Origin of the sequence: Variovorax paradoxus, assembly GCF_009498455.1 — a bacterium.
GTDB lineage: Bacteria > Pseudomonadota > Gammaproteobacteria > Burkholderiales > Burkholderiaceae_C > Variovorax > Variovorax paradoxus_H.
The window spans coordinates 6,692,878-6,710,192 of record NZ_CP045644.1; the positions used below are offsets into that span (position 1 = coordinate 6,692,878).

At 68.6% G+C, this 17,315-nt stretch carries 16 protein-coding genes; 1 reads left to right on the forward strand and 15 read right to left on the reverse strand.

The genetic code is table 11. From position 1 onward, the window contains the following. Positions 1 to 20 precede the first annotated feature (20 nt). The 7 genes from GFK26_RS31065 to GFK26_RS31095 form a co-directional block, all read right to left on the reverse strand. Positions 21 to 1,043, reverse strand: a complete 1,023-nt coding sequence (locus GFK26_RS31065; RefSeq protein ID WP_153285347.1) for an XdhC family protein — start codon at positions 1,041 to 1,043, stop codon at positions 21 to 23. Positions 1,044 to 1,059: 16 nt separating this feature from the next. Then, entirely contained in the window at positions 1,060 to 1,755 is a 696-nt protein-coding gene (locus tag GFK26_RS31070) for a CoxG family protein (protein ID WP_153285348.1), read from the reverse strand. 33 nt (positions 1,756 to 1,788) lie between these two features. Continuing rightward, positions 1,789 to 3,003 carry a vWA domain-containing protein gene (locus tag GFK26_RS31075; RefSeq protein ID WP_153285349.1) on the reverse strand — a complete coding sequence of 405 codons (1,215 nt, stop codon included), beginning with the start codon at positions 3,001 to 3,003 and terminating at the stop codon, positions 1,789 to 1,791. 177 nt (positions 3,004 to 3,180) lie between these two features. Further along, complete coding sequence (locus tag GFK26_RS31080; protein ID WP_153285350.1) at positions 3,181 to 4,083, reverse strand: AAA family ATPase; 903 nt, start codon at positions 4,081 to 4,083, stop codon at positions 3,181 to 3,183. 58 nt (positions 4,084 to 4,141) lie between these two features. After that, positions 4,142 to 4,933: an FAD binding domain-containing protein gene (locus GFK26_RS31085; RefSeq protein ID WP_153285351.1), complete on the reverse strand. Its 792-nt coding sequence runs from the start codon at positions 4,931 to 4,933 to the stop codon at positions 4,142 to 4,144. Positions 4,934 to 4,958: 25 nt separating this feature from the next. After that, positions 4,959 to 7,397, reverse strand: coding sequence for a xanthine dehydrogenase family protein molybdopterin-binding subunit (locus tag GFK26_RS31090; protein WP_153285352.1), 2,439 nt, complete (start codon positions 7,395 to 7,397; stop codon positions 4,959 to 4,961). A gap of 14 nt (positions 7,398 to 7,411) precedes the next feature. Beyond that, positions 7,412 to 7,909, reverse strand: a complete 498-nt coding sequence (locus GFK26_RS31095) for a (2Fe-2S)-binding protein (RefSeq protein WP_153285353.1) — start codon at positions 7,907 to 7,909, stop codon at positions 7,412 to 7,414. A 191-nt stretch (positions 7,910 to 8,100) separates the two neighbouring features. On the opposite strand from GFK26_RS31095, the gene GFK26_RS31100 reads away from it, so the two are divergent. Next, complete coding sequence (locus GFK26_RS31100) at positions 8,101 to 9,264, forward strand: helix-turn-helix domain-containing protein (RefSeq protein ID WP_153286169.1); 1,164 nt, start codon at positions 8,101 to 8,103, stop codon at positions 9,262 to 9,264. Positions 9,265 to 9,277: 13 nt separating this feature from the next. Here the strand turns inward: GFK26_RS31100 and GFK26_RS31105 are convergent, their stop codons facing one another. The 8 genes from GFK26_RS31105 to GFK26_RS31140 form a co-directional block, all read right to left on the reverse strand. After that, positions 9,278 to 9,655: a nuclear transport factor 2 family protein gene (locus GFK26_RS31105; protein ID WP_153285354.1), complete on the reverse strand. Its 378-nt coding sequence runs from the start codon at positions 9,653 to 9,655 to the stop codon at positions 9,278 to 9,280. 91 nt (positions 9,656 to 9,746) lie between these two features. Continuing rightward, entirely contained in the window at positions 9,747 to 11,240 is a 1,494-nt protein-coding gene (locus tag GFK26_RS31110) for a M81 family metallopeptidase (protein WP_153285355.1), read from the reverse strand. Further along, the gene (locus GFK26_RS31115; RefSeq protein WP_153285356.1) at positions 11,237 to 12,517 is read right to left on the reverse strand and encodes a Zn-dependent hydrolase; all 1,281 of its coding nucleotides are present in this window, start codon (positions 12,515 to 12,517) and stop codon (positions 11,237 to 11,239) included. Before GFK26_RS31115 ends, GFK26_RS31110 begins: the two co-directional genes overlap by 4 nt. A 28-nt stretch (positions 12,518 to 12,545) precedes the next feature. Beyond that, positions 12,546 to 13,253 (reverse strand): ABC transporter ATP-binding protein, encoded by a 708-nt coding sequence (locus GFK26_RS31120; protein ID WP_153285357.1) that lies wholly within the window; start codon positions 13,251 to 13,253, stop codon positions 12,546 to 12,548. Positions 13,254 to 13,410: 157 nt separating this feature from the next. After that, positions 13,411 to 14,178, reverse strand: coding sequence for an ABC transporter ATP-binding protein (locus GFK26_RS31125; protein WP_101492529.1), 768 nt, complete (start codon positions 14,176 to 14,178; stop codon positions 13,411 to 13,413). Beyond that, positions 14,175 to 15,146, reverse strand: a complete 972-nt coding sequence (locus GFK26_RS31130; RefSeq protein WP_153285358.1) for a branched-chain amino acid ABC transporter permease — start codon at positions 15,144 to 15,146, stop codon at positions 14,175 to 14,177. Before GFK26_RS31130 ends, GFK26_RS31125 begins: the two co-directional genes overlap by 4 nt. Further along, complete coding sequence (locus tag GFK26_RS31135) at positions 15,143 to 16,003, reverse strand: branched-chain amino acid ABC transporter permease (RefSeq protein WP_099795893.1); 861 nt, start codon at positions 16,001 to 16,003, stop codon at positions 15,143 to 15,145. The genes GFK26_RS31130 and GFK26_RS31135 overlap by 4 nt, the downstream gene beginning before the upstream one ends. An 89-nt stretch (positions 16,004 to 16,092) precedes the next feature. After that, complete coding sequence (locus tag GFK26_RS31140) at positions 16,093 to 17,298, reverse strand: ABC transporter substrate-binding protein (protein WP_153285359.1); 1,206 nt, start codon at positions 17,296 to 17,298, stop codon at positions 16,093 to 16,095. Positions 17,299 to 17,315: the final 17 nt, after the last annotated feature.

A 17,315-nucleotide genomic window follows, 5' to 3' on the forward strand; every position in this document is an offset into this window, starting at 1 on the left:
GCCTCGCCCCGTAGTTCAGCTCAGCTGGGTTGCAGCTGCTGGATTTCCTTGGCGCGCGCCACTTCCATTTCGCGCGGCAGCGTCACCGCGTTCTTCACCGCAAGAATCTCCGCCATCACGCTCACCGCGATCTCGGGCGGCGTCTTGCTGCCGATGAAGATGCCGATGGGCCCGCGCAGGCGCGCGAGCGATTCGGCCGTCTGGTCGAAGTGCTCGATCATGCGGTCGCGCCGCGCGTCGGCATTGCGGCGCGAGCCGATGGCGCCCACGTAGAAGGCTTCGCTCTGCAGCGCTTCGAGCAGCGCGAGGTCGTCGAGCTTGGGGTCGTGCGTGAGCGCGACCACGCAGCTGCGGCGGTCGGGCCGGAAGGCCAGCACGGCGTCGTCGGGCATCTCGGTGGTGATCGTCACGCCGGACAGCGTCCACGCGGTGCGGTACTCGGCGCGCGGGTCGCACAGCGTCACGGCGAAGCCGCTGAACTTGGCCATGGTCGCGAGGTATTCGGCGAGCTGGCCGGCGCCGATCAGCAGCATGCGGTACTCGGGGCCGAAGGTGTTGGTGAGCTCGGTGTCGTTCACCGTGAGCTCGTCGGGCGCGGTCGCCTCGGCCAGCCGCACCGCGCCGGTGGCCAGCGTCACCGTGCGGCGCATGAGCTTGCCGCGTTCGAGTTCGGCGACCAGCGTGTCGAGCGTGTCGGCGTCGGGCGCGTATTCGAGCAGCAGCTCGAGCGTGCCGCCGCAGGGCAGCCCGAAGCGGTGCGCCTCGTCGGCCGTGATGCCGTATTTGACGAGCGCGGGCGGCGCGCCCAGCGGCACGTCTTCGCCCTTGCCGTGGGCATGGCTGTAGCGCGCGATGAGGTCGTCTTCGATGCAGCCACCCGAGACCGAGCCGACCACGGCGCCGTCTTCGGCCAGCGCCATGATCGAGCCCACGGGCCGCGGCGACGAGCCCCAGGTGCGCACCACGGTGGTCAGCAGCGCGCGCTTGCCGGCACGCCGCCAGTCGCGCAGCGTGCGCAGCACCATGACATCGAGGTTTTCCATGACAAGACCTTGTGCGTCAGGCGGCGTCGCCGGGGGTGGATGCGTCGTCGCCGTCCTTCTTGCCGAAGCCCATCTTCTTCATGAGGCCCGACATCACGCCGGCCTTCTCGGCGGGCGCCTCATCGGCCGATGCCTCCGCGGGCGGTGCGGGCGGCGGGCCATATCGGCTTTGCATCTCGGCCTCGAAGCGCTTGAAGAAATCGTCGGCGGTGGACTTGGCCGCACCGTCGATCAGGCGTTGGCCGAGCTGTGCGATCTTGCCGCCGACCTGGGCCTGCACGGTGTAGTCGAGTTCGCAACCTGCGGGTGCTGGTGCGGCTTCGGCTGGCACAGCGGCCACGGCCTCAGCGGCGGGTGCGCCCTCTGCGGCAGGTGCACCGTCGGCCACGACGGGCGCCGCATCCGCAGCACCAGACAGCGGCTTGAGCGACACGCTCGACGAGCCCTTGGCGAACCCCGCCACGCCGCCCTGCCCCTCGAAGGTGAGCTTGTAGCCGTCGGGCGCGACGATGTCCGACAGCATCACCTTGCCGCTGAACTTGGCCGACACCGGGCCGATCTTCACGGCCAGCGCCACGCTGTAGGTGTTGTCGCCCGTGAGCTCGAACTTGTCGCAGCCGGGAATGCACTTCTTGAGCGTCTCGGGGTCGTTGAGCGCTTCCCAGGCCTGTTGTTGGGTGACGCCGAGGCGGCGGTTTCCGAGCATTTCCATGGTGGGTTTCCTTTGTTCTTCCTGAGTCCGGTCCTAGCGGCTGGCGCGCATCAGCGCGGCCAGGCTGGCGGCCAGCTGTTCCAGTGCATTCAGATTGTGGACCGCCAGCATCGCGTCCGCATGGCGGTGCAGCACGGCGGCCCCACGCGCCAGAGGGGCGTAGCCCTCGAAGCGCAGCAGCGGGTTGAGCCACAGCAGGCGGCGCGAATGGCGCTTCAGCCACTGCAGCTCGGTTTCGAGCTGCGCCGGTTCACCGGTGTCGAGCCCGTCGCTGATCACCAGCACCAGCGTGCGGCGACCGATGAGCCGGCGCGCATGCGACTGGCGCAGCTCGGCCAACGAACCGCCCAGCCGCGTGCCGCCCGCGAAGTCGTCGATCGCCAGGCTGGCGGCCTCCAGCATGGCGTCGGCATCGGCCAGCCGGAAGGCCGGCGTGAGGTCGGTCAGCCGCGTGCCGAAGGCGAACACGTCGCGCCGGCCAGCGCGACGCGTGGCGGCATGCAGGAAGGCCAGCAGCAGGCGGGCGTAGCGCTCCATCGAGCCCGACACGTCGACCAGCACCAGCAGCGGCAACGGTTGCTCGCGCCGCGCCAGCCGGGGCAGTCGCAGGATCTCGCCGCCGGTGCGGGCCGCCTCGTGCAGCACGCCGGGCCAGTGCATGCGGGCGTGCGCGCTGCCCGCATCACCGGCCGGGCGCAGGCGGCGCGTGGGCAGCCGGGGCACCGGCAGCGTGATGTCGCGCGCCAGCCGCTCGACCAGCCGGTACTCGGCCGCGCCGAGCGCGTTGAAGTCGGCATGCTGCAGCCGCTGGCGGTCGCTGGCCGTCATGGCGGCGTCGAACTTGATCTCCTCGTCGGGCTTGGACGGCGCCGCGGGCTTGACGGCATCACGCGGCGGGCTCAGCGCCTCGCGCACGCGCGGGCGGCGCTTGGAGGGTTCGGCCTTGCCTTCGGCGCTGGGCAGCATCTGGGCGAGCAGCTTGTTGGCCAGCTCGGGGTCGCGAAACCACGCGTCGAAGAGTTCGCGGAACACCAGCCGGTCTTGCTCGCGACTGACCATCACGGCCTCCATGGCGGCGCTCAGGTCGAGCTTGTCTTCGACGCCGACCCACGTGATCGCCTCGGTCGCGAGCGCGATGCGCATGGCGTCGGTGCGCACGCCGGCGCGGCGCAATGCGCGGCCGAAGGCGGCGATGTTGCCCGCCAGCTTGCCGCTGCGGACGTCGCCGAGTTGCTGGATGCCGGCCATGTATGTGCCGCGTGCTCAGAAGGTGTAAATGAATCCGGCGTGGCCGAGCAGCCCGCCCAGGCGCGCCTCCTCAAGGCGCAAAGCGCAGCCATAGCTTGGGCTATGGCGAGCATTTGCAACGCCGAGGGGGCATGTCTGGGCGGGATGAGCGGGCATGGTGGGTTCGTTCGCACCTTCTCAGCTCGCGAGCGGTTCCTCGGGCCTCAGCAGGTCGGAGGCCAGCTCGTGCGTCAGCGCCGCCACGTCGTCGCGCTGCTTGAAGAGGATGCCGGCGGTGTCGACGACCACTTCGGGGTCGAGTTCGACGGTGTCGAGCGCGATGAGCGCCCGCGCCCACTCCACGCTTTCGGCAATGCCGGGTGCGCGCTGGAAGGCGTTGACGAACGGCGCCGCGCGCAGCCGCGCGACAAAAGCGGCCACCTGCGCCGACAGCGTCTCGCCGGCCTGCGGCACCTGCGCGCGCACGATGGCGAGTTCACGCTCGCGCTCGGGATAGTCGAGCCAGTGGTAAAGACAGCGCCGCTTCACCGCATCGTTCAGCTCGCGCGTGCGGTTGCTGGTGAGCAGCGTCACTGGCGGCACCACGGCGCGCACGGTGCCCAGCTCGGGAATGCTGACCTGGTACTCGCCCAGGTACTCGAGCAGGAAGGCTTCGAAGGGCTCGTCGGCGCGGTCGACCTCATCGATCAGCAGCACGGCACCGGGTGCGGGCGTCTGCAGCGCCTGCAGCAGCGGACGGCGGATCAGGTAGTGCGGCTGGTAGACCTCGGCTTCGACATCGCGTGCCGCACCCGTGGCTTCGGCCGCGCGCATGTGCAGCAGCTGCGCGGCGTAGTTCCATTCGTACAACGCCTCGCGCTGCTCCATGCCGTCGTAGCACTGCAGGCGCAGCAACTCGCGCTGGAGCGCGATCGACAGCGCCTTGGCCAACTCGGTCTTGCCGACACCGGGTTCGCCTTCGAGCAGCAACGGGCGCTGCAACTTGAGCGCGAGGAACACCGCGGTGGCCAGGCGGCGGTCGGCAAAGTAGCCGGCCTGCATCAAACCGTCGGAAAGGGCGTCGATGGTCGGAAAAGTCATGGCGAAGCGTAGCGGAAGACGCGCGGGTGTCGCGCCTTCCGGTGGGCGGCTGGCGGCTTCAGCCGAGTGCCTTGGTCACGGCGCGCTGCGTGAGCACGCTGATCAGGTTCGCGCGGTAGGCGGCCGAGGCGTGCAGGTCGCTGTTCAGGTCGCTCGCGTCGATCTTCACGGCGGCAGCTGCCGCGGCGGTGAAGCTCTTGTTGAGCGCGTCTTCGAGCCCGGCATGGCGGAACACGCCGTTGCCCGCGCCGGTGACGGCCACGCGCACGCCGCTGTCGTACTGCGCCAGGAAGATGCCGACCAGCGGGAAGTTGGAGGCCTTCTGGCGCAGCTTCTCGTACACGGCGCGCTTCGGAATGGGGAAGCGGATCGCGGTGATCAGCTCGTCTTCTTCGAGTGCCGTGGTGAACAGGCCCTGGAAGAAGTCGTCGGCGGCGATTTCGCGCTTCGACGTGACGATGGTCGCGCCCGACGCCAGCACGGCGCTCGGGTAGCACGCCGCCGGGTCGTTGTTGGCCACGGAGCCGCCGACGGTGCCCATCGCGCGCACCTGCCGGTCTCCGATGCGCGACGCGAGGTCGGCCAGCGCGGGGTACGCGGCCTTCACGTCGCCATGGTTCGCCACGTCGAGGTGGCGCGACATGGCGCCGAGGGTGACCGTGCCGCCATCTTTCTTGATGCCGGTGAGTTCCTTGATACCGCTCAGGTCCACCAGTTGCTCAGGCGCGGAAAGCCTGAGCTTCATGGAGGCGAGCAGTGTCTGACCGCCGGCGAGCGGCTTGGCGCCCGCGGCGATGAGTTTGGCCGCATCGGCCACGGTGGCTGGCCGTTCGAGAGTGAAGGCGTACATGGTGTGTGAGTCCTTCTGTTGTTGTTCAGGGCGCGGGACGGCCTTGGGTGCTGGCAGCGAGCGAGGGTGCTTGCGCATCCTGCGGCGTGCTGCCCTTTTGCATCGCTTCCCAGACGCGGCTGGACGAAGCGGGCATGTCGAAATCCTTGACGCCGAGCGGCGCCAGCGCGTCGAGCACGGCGTTGATGACCGCCGGCGGCGAACCGATGGCGCCCGCCTCGCCGCAGCCCTTGGTGCCCAGCGGGTTGTGGGTGCACGGGGTGCACACGGTGTCGAGCTTGAACTGCGGGAAGTCGGCGGCGCGCGGCATGGCGTAGTCCATGAAGCTGCCGGTGAGCAGTTGGCCGGTCTCGTTGTCGTAGACGCAGTTCTCGAGCAGTGCCTGGCCGATGCCCTGCACCAGCCCGCCATGCACCTGGCCCTCGACGATCATCGGGTTGATGATGGTGCCGAAGTCGTCCACCGCGGTGAAGCGGTCGACCTTCACTTCGCCGGTCTCCTTGTCGATCTCGACCTCGCAGATGTAGGTGCCGCCCGGGAAGGTGAAGTTGGTCGGGTCGTAGAAGGCGGTTTCGTTCAGGCCCGGCTCGAGCTTGTCGAGCGGGTAGTTGTGCGGCACGTAGGCCGTGAGCGCCACCTGGCCGAACGGGATCTTCTTGTCGGTGCCCTTGACCGTGAACTCGCCGTTGGCGAACTCGATGTCGGCATCGCTCGCTTCCATGAGGTGCGCGGCGATCTTCTTGGCCTTGGTCTCGATCTTGTCGAGCGCCTTCATGATGGCCGCGCCGCCCACCGAGATGGAGCGCGAGCCGTAGGTGCCCATGCCGAAGGGCACGCGGCCGGTGTCGCCGTGCACCACGTCGACGTTGTCGACCGGGATTCCGAGGCGCGCCGCGACGACCTGCGCGAAGGTGGTTTCATGGCCCTGGCCGTGGCTGTGCGAGCCGGTGAACACCGTCACGCTGCCGGTCGGGTGCACGCGGATCTCGCCGCATTCGAACAGGCCCGCCCGCGCGCCGAGCGCGCCCGCGATGTTCGACGGCGCGATGCCGCAGGCCTCGATGTAGCTCGAATAGCCCATGCCGCGCAGCTTGCCCTTGGCCTCGGTCGCCGACTTGCGCTGCGCATAGCCTTCGACGTCCGCCAGCACCCGCGCCTTGTCCATGCACGCATGGAAGTCACCGGTGTCGTACTGCAGCGCCACGGGCGTCTGGTAGGGGAAGCTGGTGATGAAGTTGCGCTTGCGGATCTCGTCCTGCCCCAGGTTCATTTCCCAGGCGCAGCGCGACACCAGTCGCTCCAGCAGGTAGGTGGCTTCGGGCCGCCCTGCCCCGCGGTAGGCATCGACCGGCGCGGTGTTGGTGAACCACGCATCGACCTCGACGTAGATCTGCGGCGTCGTGTACTGGCCCGCGAGCAGCGTGGCGTACAGGATGGTCGGCACCGCGGTCGAGAAGGTCGACAGGTAGGCGCCGAGGTTGGCGTCGGTGTGCACGCGCATGGCGAGGAACTTGCCTTGACTGTCCATCGCCATTTCGGCGTGGCTCACGTGGTCGCGGCCGTGCGCATCGGACAGGAAGCACTCCGAGCGCTCCGCCGTCCACTTGATGTTGCGGTTGAGCTGCTTGGCGGCCCAGGTGAGGCACACGTCTTCGGCGTACAGGAAGATCTTGGAGCCGAAGCCGCCGCCCACGTCGGGCGCGATCACGCGCACCTTGTGCTCGGGCAGGCCCAGCACGAAGGCCGTCATCAGCAGGCGTTCGACGTGCGGATTCTGGTTCGACACATAAAGCGTGTAGTCGTCGGTGCCGCGGCTGTAGCTGCCGATGGCCACGCGCGGCTCGATCGGGTTGGGAATCAGGCGGTTGTTGACCAGGTCGAGCTTGGTGACGTGCGCCGCCGTGGTGAACACGTTGTCAACCGCCGCCTTGTCGCCGAGCACCCACTTGTAGCATTGGTTGTCGGGCGCTTCGTCGTGCAGCGTGGTACTGCCGGTCTTCTTGGCAGCGTCGGCCACGCTCACGAGCGCGGGCAGCACGTCGTAGTCGACCACCACGGCTTCGGCCGCGTTCTTGGCCTGCTCGACCGTCTCGGCCACCACCATGGCGACGTGGTCGCCCACGTAGCGCACCTTCTTGATCGCGAGGATCGGGTGCATCGGCTCCTTCATGGGGGTGCCGTCGGGGTTGTTGATGAGCCAGCCGCAGGGCAGCCCGCCCATCTTTCCTTCGATGTCCTTGCCGCTGAAGATGCCGACGACGCCGGGCATCTTCGAGGCCTCGGTGATGTCGATCGACTTGATCGTGGCGTGGGCGTGCGGCGAGCGCACGAAGACCGCATGGCTCTGGTTGGCCAGCGTGATGTCGTCGGTGTAGTTGCCCGCTCCGGTCAGGAAGCGATAGTCTTCCTTGCGGCGCAGGGCCTCGCCGATGTGCGGCAGGTTGGAGAAGTCGGAAGCACCCATGATGCGGCTCCCTTTCAGGCGGTGACGGTTGTCTTGACCGGGGTGCCCGAGGCCATGGCCTCGCCACCCATCTTCACGGCCTTCACGATGTTCTGGTAGCCCGTGCAACGGCACAGGTTGCCCTCGAGCAGCTCGCGGATTTCCGATTCGCTCGACTTGGGGTGGTGGGTGCACAGGTCGATGGCGCTCATGACCATGCCCGGGGTGCAGAAACCGCACTGCAGGCCGTGGCACTCCTTGAAGGCCGCCTGCATGGGGTGCATGGTGCCGTCGGCTTCGGCAATGCCTTCGATGGTGGTGATGTCGGCACCGGTCGCCTGCGCGACAAGGATGTTGCACGACTTGACCGCGCGACCGTTCAAGTGGACCGTGCAGGCGCCGCACTGGGCGGTGTCGCAGCCGACGTGGGTTCCGGTGAGGTGGAGGTGCTCGCGGATCGCGTGCACAAGGAAGGTGTTCGGTGGGGCGTCGACCGTGACCGGACGGCCGTTGACCTTGAAAGCGACCTGCATGTGGCTGTCTCCGTGGAAGGTGATGGCTGGTTCAGCGGGCCATCTTGGATGCCGCTCTTTCGCACTATCCTAGGCAAAAACCCTTGACACTTGCACAGACCGCGGGAAATTCTCAAAATGAAACAGCTTGTCGTCCGGCGAGCCCGGAAAAGCCGCCCGCCCTCCCCGCGCGAAGAAGAATCCTCATGATGATGTCCGCTTCCGCCGCCCCGCCGCCCATCGAGCGTTCATTGGCCATTGCGCAGGCGCGCCGTGAGCTGATCGAAGGCGACGGCCCGCGTCCGCGCACCGCCGCGCGGGTCGACCCGGGCATCACCCGCTCCTGGCAGCGTTGCCTCGAAGCCGGCCGCCGGCCCCAGCAGCGCGTGAGCTTCGACCCCGTGAGCCGCACCGCCAGCCGCGATGTCACGGAATGCAACCGGGCGCTGGTCACGGCGGCGCGTCCGGTGATCGAACGGCTCTCGCGGGCCATTGCCGACACCCGCTATTTCGCCATCCTGACCGACGCCCGCGGCATCGTGGTCGACGTGGGCACCCTGCCCGACGGCACCGACCCCGCCGCCCGCTACGCGCGCGACATCGGGCGCATCGGCGTGGACCTGTCCGAAAACGCGATCGGCACCAGCGCCATCGGCACGGCGCTGGCCGAACAGGAATCGGTGTGGCTGCACCGGGGTGAACACTTCTTCGACGACACCAGCGTGTACAGCTGCGCCGGCGCCCCGCTCTTCGGTCCGCGGGGCGACTGCATCGGCATGCTCGACCTCACGGGCGTGCAGGTGGTCGAGCGACCCGAACTGCGCCACCTGGCCACCATGTCGGCCCGCAGCATCGAGAACCTGCTGGTGCAGCGCGAGCCCTGCGAGCTGCTGCTGCGGCTGCTCTGGCCCGGTTGCCCGAGCAGCGAGACCACCGAAGGCCTGCTGTGCATCGACGCGGTCGGCCACGTCACGGGCGCCAACGCGGCGGCGCGGCAGATGCTGCACCAGCCGCTGGCTTGCCATCCGGGTGGCCTGCATTTCAACGACCTGTTCGCGCTGCCGCTGCACATGATGTTCGACGCCGCCCGGCGCGGCGATGCGACGCTCGAGGTGCCGCTGTGGTCGGGCCTGCGGGTGCAGGTGCGAGCCCAGCGCGGCGGCAGCGAGCATGGTGATGTGCCGGGCATGCCCGACATGACGGGCACAGCGACCGATGGCCGCCCCCGCCTGCGCGACGTGGAAACCGCGCTGATCCGCAAGGCGGTGACCGATGCGCGCGGCAATGTGGCCGAGGCGGCGCGCACGCTGGGCATCAGCCGTGCGACCGTCTACCGCAAGCTCTGGCGCGGCCGGCCCGCGGGCACGTCGGACTGATCCAGCGCGCCTTTCAGGCGCCGACAGGCACCTTGTCGAGAAAGCCCGTCACCGCGCGCAGCTTGCCCGCATCGACCTGCGCAAAGTCGGTGCCCTGGATCAGGTCGTCGGCGCCGCTCGGGCCCAGCGTCCACGAAAAGCGCAGGTTGTCGCCGTGCGCCTCGGCCTTGCCGAGCAGGTGAAAGCGAAAGCCCGGGTAGCGCTGGTGCACCGCGCCGACCAGCGCACTGATCTGCTCGCGGCCGCTGGCCTGCGCCATCGGGTCGACGTAGCGGGCGTCGGCGGTCCAGGCGGATTCGATGAGCGCGGCGCGGCGCTCGTCGTCGGTCTCGTTCCAGACGGCGATGTAGCCCGTGGCGATGGCATGGGCGTCGTGGAGGGCGGTGTTCATGGCGACTGTTCCTTTCGAGGGTTCGACCCGCAACAGCGCGGGGTGAAGGAATGGTCGCGGGGCACGCGCCGCGCGTCGATGACGTGGCAGGTTATGCGGGCACGTCCATCGTCGCGTTCGCATCGAGCGGAAACACCGGCCGACGCACCTGGCTGAACGGGAACAGGCTGTAGTCCGAACTGGTCACGCCCGGGCTGTCGCACTCCACCAGCGCCGCCGACATCGGCTCAAACACCGGCCGGCAGTACATGCGCGACTTCAGCAGCAGGAAGCGCTCTTTGCGCGGATCGAGCCCGGCGCATTCGAACACGCCGATGTCCCACGGCTCCTGCGTGCGCTCGGTGACGACGATGCGTGCTGCGCCGATGTCGAACAGCACGGTGCGGCCCATGCTGCTGCGCTGGCCGGTGTAGGTGGGGCCGGTGATCACGTACTCGCCGTCGCTGATGGTTCGCACGACGCCGGTCAGTTGCACCGGCGTCTTCGCGAGGCCGATGCCTTCCAGAGACACCTTGTTGCCCAGCGCCACCGTCACCTCGGCGCCCTCGCCCGCCGCGACCAGTGCGGCCACTGCCTCGGGGTCGCACAACGGCCCGACGCCGATGCCGTCCAGGCCCTGCGCCAGCGCTTCCTGCAGCACGTCCATCGTGTCGCAGCTGCCGCCCGACATGCAGTTGTCGCCGTGGTCGAGCAGCAGCACCGGACGCGTCGCGCCACCGGCGATGAGCTTCGCGCGCGCGACCGATGCGGCCAGCGGCTCGCTGCGGTAGATGAAGGCTTCGCGCTCGGCCCACATCTGCGCCGCGATGCGGTCGGCCGTGGCCTGCGCGCGCGCGGGCGATTGCGCATCGACCACGATCACGCTCATGCACGGCGCCGTGATGTCCGACAGCGAGAAGCCGGCCAGGATCGACACCGCCAGCGACTCGGATTCTTCCGCTGCGCGCGCCGCCTCGATGGCCCGCTGCATCGCGCCCGTGAACGAGGCGCTGCGCAGCGTGTGCGCCATCAGCGGCAGCTGGCGCCAGCGCATGTGCGGCTGGCTGCGCTTGGCGAGCAGGTCGAACAGCAGGCGACCGGCGTGCTCGCCGGTCTCGTACATGTCGACGTGCGGGTAGGTCTTGAAGCCGACGATCACGTCGGCGTTCTCCACCATCGCGGGCGTCACGTTGGCATGCAGGTCCAGCGCCACGCCGATCGGCACACCGGGCGCCGCGGCGCGCAGGCGCACCAGCAGGTCGCCTTCGCCGTCGGTGCTGTTCTGCGCCACCATCGCGCCGTGCAGGTCGAGCAGGATCGCGTCGCAGCCCGGCGCCGCATCGACGATGCATTGCGTGAGCGTCGTGTAGGCCTGCGCATCGACCGGCCCGCTCGGGTTGGCCGAGGCCGACACCGGCGTGACGACCTCGGCGCCCGCAGCTTCGGCCAGATCGATGAAGGCCGACATCGCGGTGCGCATGCCCTTGTTGTCGGTGTAGGCCTGTTCGCCAAAGGTCGGGCCGTCGGGGCCGAAGGCCGCGAGCGGCGTGGGCACGGGCGAGAAGGTGTTGGTCTCGTGGTTGAGACGCGCGATCAGGACTTTCATGCAGCGACTCCCGCGCTCTGCAGCATCGCCTGCAGCAGCACGTTGCAGCCGGCTTCGAGGTGGTCGGGCTGTGCGTCTTCGATCTCGTTGTGGCTGATGCCGTCCAGGCAGGGCACGAAGATCATCGCCGCGGGGCACACGCGCGCGAGGTACACGGCATCGTGGCCGGCGCCGCTGATCACGTTCATCCACGTCATGCCCTGGTCCTGCGCGGCCTCGCGCACGGCCGACACCAGCGCGGGCGTGAACGGCTGCGGCGGGAAGTACACGACCTGCTCGACCGTTGCCTCGACCTTGCCCTTGGTCGCGATGCGCTGCACGGCTTCTTTCAGCCCCGCGTCCATGGCCGACAGCACCACGTCATCGGCCGCGCGCAGGTCGACGCTGAGCTTCACGCGGCCCGGGATCACGTTGCGCGAGTTCGGGTAGTTGTCGATCCAGCCGACGGTGCCGCGCCCGTGCGGCGCGTGCGCGAGCGCGATGCGGTTCACTTCGACCACGAGTTCGGCGGCGGCGAGCAGCGCGTCTTTTCGCAGCTCCATCGGCGTGGGGCCGGCATGGGCTTCCATGCCCTGCACCACCACGTCGTACCAGCGCTGGCCCAGCGCGCCCTCGACCACGCCGATGACGCGCTCGTTGGCTTCGAGCACCGGGCCCTGTTCGATGTGCGCCTCGAAGTACGCGCCCACCGGCGAGGTCGCCGCCGAGGCGGGCACGGCGCCCGCATAGCCGATGGCCGAGAGCGCATCGGCCACGCTCACGCCTTCGGTGTCGCGCTGCGCGAGCGCATGCTCCAGCGTGAAGGCGCCTGCGAACACGCCGGAGCCCATCATCACGGGCACGAAGCGCGAGCCTTCTTCGTTGGTCCACACCGCCACTTCGACCGGTGCCTCGGTTTCGATGCCCGCATCGTTCAGCGCGCGCACCACCTCGAGCCCGGCAAGCACACCGTAGTTGCCATCGAACTTTCCGCCCGTGGGCTGCGTGTCGATGTGGCTGCCGGTGGTGATGGGCGGCAGCGCGTTGTTGCGGCCCGCGCGACGCGCAAAGATGTTGCCGATGGCGTCCACGCGCACCTCGCAGCCGGCCTCGCGCGCCCAGCGCGTGAAGAGGTCGCGGCCTTGTCGATCGAGGTCGGTGAGCGCGATGCGGCACACGCCGCCCTTCTCGGTGGCGCCGAGTTGCGCGAGCTGCATCAGCGAGTCCCAGAGGCGCTGGCCGTTCACGCGCAGCGCGCGCACGTCGGGCGCGGTGGAAAGTTCGTTCTGTGTGTTCATGGTTTTTGACAACGAATGGATGGCGGGTTCAAGCAAGACCTACGCCCAGATAGCGGTCTTTCACGTCGTGGTCGGCCATGAAGGCGGCATTGCCGGCCTCGTGCACGATCACGCCCTGCTCCACGATGTAGTGGCGGTCGGCCAGCTGCACGCAGACCTCGAGGTTCTGCTCGACCAGCAGGATGGCCACGCCCGCGGCCTTGATGGTCTTGAGCTGCGCGACGATCTCTTCCACGATCACCGGCGCCAGGCCTTCGACGGGCTCGTCGAGGATCAGCAGGCGCGGGTGGTTCATGAGCGCGCGGCCGATGGCCAGCATCTGCTGCTCGCCGCCCGACAGCTGCCCGCCGCCGTTGCGCCGCCGCTCCTTCAGGCGCGGAAAGATGCGGTAGATGTCGGCCAGCTGCCAGGGCGAATCGCGCCGCAGGCCTAGCAGCAGGTTCTCTTCCACCGTGAGCAGCTTGAAGATGCCGCGATGCTCGGGCACCAGGCACACGCCGCGCGTGGCGATGCGGTGCGGCGGCTGGCCCGCGATGTCGGCGCCCTGGAAGCGCACGCGCCCGCCGGTCGGCGTGACGGCGCCCGCAATGCTCTTGAGCGTGGTCGACTTGCCCGCGCCGTTGCGGCCCAGCAGCGTGACGAGTTCGGCCTCGCCCACCGTGAACGACACGCCCTGCAGCACGTGGCTCTTGCCGTAGTGGGCGTGCAGTGCTTCGACTTCGAGGATGTTGCTCATTGGGTGACCTTCGCAGGACGGTGACTCTTGCTCCTTCCCCTTCCGGGGGAAGGCTGGGATGGGGGCAGGCAGAGCGCTCGATGGATACGCCGCTTGCCCCCACCCCCACCCTCCCCCGGAAGGGGAGGGAGTAATACCCTGGCGCAAGACCGGGCGCTCATGCCTTGCCCCCAGTGATCATGTTGCCGAGATATGCCGTGCGCACGCGCGCATCCGACCGGATGTCGCCCGGCAGCCCCTCGGCCAGCACGCGGCCCAGTTGCATGACGGTCACGGTGTCGGAGATGTCCATCACGATGTTCATGTTGTGCTCGATCAGCACCACGGTATGCGCATCGCGCAGGCTGCGGATGAGGTGCTTCATCTCGTCAAGGTCGTCGATGCCCATGCCCGAGGTCGGCTCGTCCAGGAAGATGGCCTTGGGCTTCGCCGCCAGCGCCATGCCCACTTCGAGCCGGCGCTGCTGGCCGTGCGAGAGCACGCTGGCGGCCGTGTCGGCCAGCCGTTCGAGGCCGACGCGCGCGAGCACCTCGGCGACCGTGTCGGCACACGCACGCTCGCCGATGGGTGCGCGCCAGCAGTTCATGGCCTGGCGCGGCGCGATGCCCTGCGCCGCCACGCGCAGGTTCTCCCGCACCGACAGGCTGGGGAACAGGCTCGTGACCTGGAACGAGCGTGCCATGCCGCGCTGCACGCGTTTGTGGTCGGGCTCGCGCGTCACGTCGTGGCCGTCGAACACGATGCGCCCGCCCGTGGTGGTACCGGTGCCCGTGAGCATGTGGAACAGCGTGGTCTTGCCCGCGCCGTTGGGCCCGATCACCGAGTGCACGGTGTTGCGCTTGATCTTCAGGTCGACGCCGCCGAGCGCGGCGAACTTGCCGTAGTGCTTGGTGACGCCGATGGCTTCGATGAGGATGTCGCTCATGCTTTTTCTCCCTGTGCCAGCGGCGCCTTGTCCGCAGGCGACGTCTTGCGGAACACCCGGCGCCAGGCGCTTTCGCCCAGGCCCCAGAGGCCGCGTTGCATGCCGATGCTCACGCCGATCAGCAGCAGGCCCAGCAGCAGCAGCCAGCGCGGCCACAGCGTGGAAAGCCAGTCGGCCAGCAGCACGTAGAAGGCAGAGCCCAGCACCGAGGCGAAGAGGTTGCCGGTGCCGCCGATCACGGTGATGACCAGGATCATTTCGCTCGTGTGGTACTCGGCGTTCGACAGCGGCGCGATGCCGGTCATCATCGCGTGCAGGCCGCCGGCCAGGCCGGTGACGGCGCCCGAGATCACGAAGGCCAGCAGCTTGAAGCGCTTCAGGTCGTAGCCCACGGCGGCGGCGCGGTCCTCGTTGTCGCGGATGGCGAGCAGCGTGCGGCCGAAGACCGAGTCGGTCACCTTCAGCAGCAGCGCGAACGCGATGAGGAAGATCACCGCCACGAAGGCGTAGTACTTCCACGGCGTGTCCATGAAGGCCGGGCGCGGCACGTCGAGCAGGCCGTTGTCGCCGCCCGTGAGACCCGAGGCCGTGTAGGCCACGAAATAGAACATCTGCGCAAAGGCCAGCGTGAGCATCACGAAGTAGGTGCCGCGCTGGCGGATGGCGACCCAGCCGACCACCGCCGCGCCCAGCGCGCCCATGCCGATGGCGGCGAGCAATGCCAAAGGCATCGGCAGCTGCAGCCGCGTGAGCAGGATCGCGATGGTGTAGCTGCCCAGCCCGAAGAAGATGCCCTGGCCGAACGAGAGCAGCCCGGTGTAGCCCAGCAGCAGGTTGCAGCCCAGGGCCGCGAGCGCGTAGATGAGCACTTCGCTCGCGAGCGAGCCCGAGCGCATGAACAGCGGCAGCGCGAGCGCGACGATCAGCGCCAGCAGGAAGGTGTATTTCTTTGGCACGGCGGCGGTCATCCTCTGCGGCCGAGCAGGCCATGCGGGCGCAGCAGCAGCACGGCGCCCATCGCGATGTAGATCATCAGGCTCGCCCCCGGCGGCCAGATGGTGCTCATGAGGCTCTGCACGATACCGATCAGCACGCCGCCCACCAGCGCCCCGCTGAAGCTGCCGAGCCCGCCGATCACCACCACCACGAAGGCCACGCCCAGCGCTTCGACGCCCATGAAGGGCTCGGCCCCGCGGATGGGTGCGGCCAGCACGCCGGCCAGCGCCGCCGTGGCCGCGCCGAGCGCGAACACCAGGCTGAACACGCGGAACACGTTGATGCCCAGCAGCGAGACCATCTCGGTCGATTCGCTGCCCGCACGCACCGCGCTGCCCAGGCGCGTGCCTTCGAGCACCCACCACAGCAGCACCGCGAGCACGGCGGTGAAGCCGATCACGAAGAGCCGGTACTTCGGGTAGATGAAGCTGCCCCACATCACCACGCCCTGCAGCAGGTCGGGCGTGGGCACGCTGTTGCCCAGCGGGCCCCAGAACACGATGACGATCTCCTGCACCGCGAGCGCCAGGCCCACGGTCACGAGGATGTGGAACTCGTGCGGCTTGGCGTACACGCGGCGCAGCAGCAGCTTCTCGGCCAGCCAGCCGAGCGCGCCGACGAACAGCGGCACCAGCACGAGCGCGGCCCAGAAGTTGAGGCCCCACTGCATGGCCTGGAAGCACAGGTAGGCGCCCAGCAGGTAGAAAGCGCCGTGCGCGAAGTTCACGAAGCGCAGCAGGCCGAACACGATGGACAAGCCAACGGCCAGCAGGAAATACAGCATGCCGATGCCGATTCCGTTGATGGTCTGGAGCAGGTAGACGGACATAGGTGTCGTGGGGAGGTGGCAAACGTGCAGGCGGCCCACGCCCTGCCCGCGCCGCAAACGACGCGAACGGAGCGCGAGGCCGGGCGGCGTCAGGCCAGCTTGCAGCCGGTCTTGTCGACGGGCAGGAAGGATTTGCCGGAGCTGATCACGTCGACGTAGTCGGCCGAGTTGGCCATCTTCGACTTCGCCTTGCCCTTGAGCAGGTAGTAGTCCTTGATGACCTGGTGGTCGGCCTTGCGGATTTCTTCCACGCCCGTGAGGCCGTCGAACTTCATGCCTTCGAGCGCGGCGATCACGGCCTTCTGGTCGACCGTGCCGGCTTTCACGATGCCGTCGATGAGGATCTTGGTGCAGATGTACGAACCGGCCAGGCTGTAGTTGGGCACGATCTTCAGCTTGTCGGCGGTGCGCTTCACGAGGTCCTTGTTGAGCGGCGTGTCGACCGTGTGCCAGTACTGCGCACCGAAGTAGACGCCGTCGCACAGGTCGGCGCCCAGCTCGTCGAACTGCTCCAGGCCCGAAGCCCAGGCCATGAGGATCGTCATGTTCTTGTGCATGCCGAAGCTCACCGCCTGGCGCAGCGCGGCCGACGACTGCGCGCCGAAGTTCAGCAGCAGCAGCACGTCGGGCTTGGCGGCCATGGCGTTGGTGAGGTAGCCGCTGAACTCCTTGTCGTTGAGCGAGTGGTAGCTGTTGCCCACATGCTCGATGCCCTTCTCCTGGAAGATGGCCTTGGCCGCGCTCAGCAAGCCGTCGCCGAACACGTACTGCGGCGTGATCGTGTACCAGCGCTTGGCCTTGGGCATCGACGCGATCAGCGGGCGCACCGTCTGCTCGATGGCACCGAAGGTGGGCACCGACCAGCGGAAGGTGGCGGGGTTGCAGTCTTTACCCGTGATCTCGTCGGCGCCCGCGGTGGTGATGAACAGGCCGCCGGCCTTCTCGGCTTCCTTGCCCATGGCCAGTGCTTCCGACGACAGGATGCCGCCCGCGAAGAACTTGGCGCCCTGCTGCTGCGAGGCTTCCTGCACCTTGCGCACGGCGGTGGCCGGCTTGCCTTCGGTGTCGAGCAGCGTGTAGGCCAGCGGACGGTTCAGCACCTTGCCGTACTGCTCGATTGCCAGCCTGGTGCCCAGGTCGGCGAACTTGCCGTTGGCCGCGAAGGCACCCGACATGGGCACCGGTGCACCGAAGCGGATCACGTCGGTGGCCTGGGCGATGGCCGAGCGGTTCATCAGGAGCGAGGCCGGGGCGGCCGACAGGGCGGCGAGCTGAAGGAGTTGTCTGCGTTGCATGGGGTTCTCCGGTCGTG